The 1908-nt window shown below is 49.2% G+C and carries 1 protein-coding gene; it reads right to left on the reverse strand.

Annotated features, from left to right (window positions below; genetic code table 11):
* Positions 1-85: 85 nt before the first annotated feature.
* On the reverse strand, positions 86-1501 hold the full coding sequence (gene ltrA / locus SD70_RS32440) for a group II intron reverse transcriptase/maturase (RefSeq protein ID WP_041052834.1): 1416 nt from the start codon (positions 1499-1501) through the stop codon (positions 86-88).
* Positions 1502-1908 lie beyond the last annotated feature (407 nt).

Raw genomic sequence — 1908 nt, forward strand, 5'->3', positions numbered from 1 at the left:
AATCGGGTAGGAGGCTACCCATTAGTTGAGTAGCCGACCTCCCACACCACCGTACGTACCGTTCGGTATACGGCGGTTCCTTAGTTCACGCAGTTACTTGTCGATAATAATCAGAAAAGAATAAGAAACCGAGTCCTTTGAGGGTGTTGTTTCCGAGGGATTTCGAGAGGATGGGGCTATTGGAAGTTCTCCAGTAGCTCTTTCTTGTGTTGGCGTATTCCCAAGCTTTCTGTTCTTGGATTCCGAGCGACTTGAGCTTTTCATATTTCGTTTTCACTCGTTTCCATTGTTTCCAGAAGATCATGCGAATCCGCCTTCTCATCCATTCATCCGTGGATTGGAGCAGACTCTTCATATCCGCTATTTTGAAGTAGTTAATCCACCCCATGATATAGCGTCTAAGTTTTTCAGCCCGTTCCTCATTCCCCATTCCATTGCTTCTTGATGTAAGTTCCTTTACTTTGGCCTTCATCTTTGCAATGGATTTCGGGTGGATTCGAACTCGTGTTTCTCCCTTTTTTGCGTAGAAGGAGAAACCAAGAAATTTGACCTTCCTTGCCTCGTCCACCACCGTCTTTTCTCGGTTCACTTTGAGAAACAGCTTCTTCTCGATAAAGGGAATGATGTTCTCCAGTGTCCGTTCGGCGCTCCTTCTGCTTTTGCAGAAAATGAGGAGATCATCTGCATAGCGGACGAATCTGTGGCCGCGGCTCTCTAGTTCCTTGTCCAGTTCGTTCAGCATGATGTTGCTGAGGAGTGGACTTAGGTTTCCGCCCTGCGGTACGCCGATTTCCGTATCCTCGAAGCGGTGCCTCACAACTACGCCGGCTTTCAGATACTTATGTATGAGCGAGATGACCCGTCCGTCTTTAATGGTTTGGGATAGTACTTCCACCAATTTGCTTTGATTCACGGTGTCAAAGTATTTCTCCAAGTCCATATCGACCACATATGTATACCCTTCCTTGATGTTGGTCTGGCTTTTCCGAATGGCATAGTGCGCGCTTCTCTTGGGCCGGAATCCGTAACTGTTCTCCGAGAACTGCTTCTCGTAGATCGGCGTAAGGACTTGGGATATGGCCTGCTGGATGACTCGATCCACCACCGTGGGAATTCCCAGGTTCCTCTTCTTCTTTCCGCCCTCTTTCGGTATTTCTACCCTTCGGACGGGATTCGGACGGTAGGTTCCGTCCAGAATGGATTGCTTGATGGTTTCTCCGTTCTCTTTGAGATATTGTAGAAGTTCATCTACTCCCATCCCATCGATTCCGTGAGATCCTTTGTTTGCTTTGACCCGCTTGAACGCTTCGTTCATGTTGTCTCTGCTCACGATTGCCTCAAGCAGACCACTCTTCGACTCGTATGCGTTGGTGTTGTCGGTTTCAGGTATCCTCGCAGGAATGTGCGCTCTCGCATATTCTCCATGTTCCGCATGTACGTTCTGCGGCGAGCCTTCTTTTCGAAGTTGGCTGCACTTGGCTCCTGTTTTGGTATCATTCATTGACCCACACCTCCTAAGGTTCGGCCCTTCCCTCGAACCGTCGACTGTTCGAGGTACTACGGCGTCTGCTGACTTCTCATGATAAATCTTGTTTCAACCGTGATTCGAAGTCCATCTCCTCACGTCCATGAGACCTCCCACGGTAAGACGATTCACTTTCCTTCCATCTACCCGCACCATTTACACTGGAATGTCCGTGTAGTGTATTGGACTTCGCTTTGTTTAGCAAGCTCGTCCCATTCCTTGTGCCTGATGATGTTCGTGTTCCTCGGGCCGGAAGTTTGCCTCCAGCTTCCTTCAGATTCCACCTCACGATGGACACCCTTGCTCTTGGCTAGTGGTTGGCCACTACAAGCCCCCACAGCGGACTTTCACCGCCTAGTTAATCGCCATGCGTGGCGCACTAA

It is taken from the genome of Gordoniibacillus kamchatkensis (genome assembly GCF_000829455.1).
GTDB lineage: Bacteria > Bacillota > Bacilli > Paenibacillales > NBRC-103111 > Gordoniibacillus > Gordoniibacillus kamchatkensis.